A 1,022-nucleotide genomic window follows, 5' to 3' on the forward strand; every position below is an offset into this window, starting at 1 on the left:
CTCGCCTAAGGAGTTGATTCAGGTCATTGAGCAAGACCCTTTGGTTACCGTCAAAGTCCTGCGCGTCGTCAACTCGGCACACTACAGCATGCCCAAGCAGGTCACATCCATCAGCCACGCCGTGGTCTACCTGGGTCTCAACACTATCAAGAACGTTGCCCTGGGTATCGCCGCCATAGGTGTGCTGCCATCCATTCACATGGGCGGGTTTGATGGCCAGCAATACCTGCTGCACTCACTGGCAACGGCTGGCATTGCAAAACAACTGGCACACCGGGTAGGCGACGCTGACCCCATGGACTGCTTTATCGCCGGCTTGCTGCACGATTTTGGGAAGGTCGTTTTTGCCAAATCCATGCCGCAGGATTTCCGAAAGGCTTTGGAACTGAGTCAATGGCACGAAACATCACTGCATCAGGCGCTACGTGAGGTGATAGGCGTCGACCACTCGGTGGTAGGTGCCATGCTGGTGGAAAAGTGGCGTTTTGCGCCGCAACTGGTAGAAGCCATTCGCAGCCAAAACGGCGACACCTCACTGGACAACGGCATGGCTGCCTGCGTCTTTGCCGCCAACCAGATCAGCAAAAAGCTGGGTCTGGGTTTTGGTGGCAACCCGTTTATCGACCCGCTACCGCCAACCGTCACCCAGCGTTTGGGCGGTGACCTTGATGCGGTGATTGCCTCCTTGGGCAACATCCGTGCTTTGTATGAAGACGCGCAAATCTTTGTCAGAGTTTAAGCAATCCGCGCTGCGGCAGAGTTGGCTGTGGTTGGCTGCAGCGATAGTGTTGGGCTCGGTGGTGCCGAGCAAACCACTCGCACCTTACAAGCAGTGGACCAGCGCCTGGAACTCACTGCAGAATCACTGGTCCAAATGCACAAACAGGGTGAACGTAACCCGGCACTAGTGGCTGGTATGCTGCAAGCCCAGCTCAAACGCCTGCCTTTTGTGCGGGCGCTGTGGGTGCTGGACGTGCAGGGCCACATTGCATTCGACTCGGACATCGCGCATCCCGCAGGCC

General features: G+C 57.0%; 2 protein-coding genes. Both read left to right on the forward strand.

The genetic code is table 11. The features are described 5' to 3' along the window. Positions 1 to 739 (forward strand): HDOD domain-containing protein (locus tag AC097P_RS25115; protein ID WP_479613127.1); only part of this gene is annotated, 739 nt, incomplete at its 5' end. A 93-nt stretch (positions 740 to 832) separates the two neighbouring features. Beyond that, a partial coding sequence (locus AC097P_RS25120) for a PDC sensor domain-containing protein (RefSeq protein ID WP_479613128.1) occupies positions 833 to 1,022 on the forward strand: 190 nt, incomplete at its 3' end.

This window comes from Rhodoferax sp. ZS1R8 (assembly GCF_056521325.1).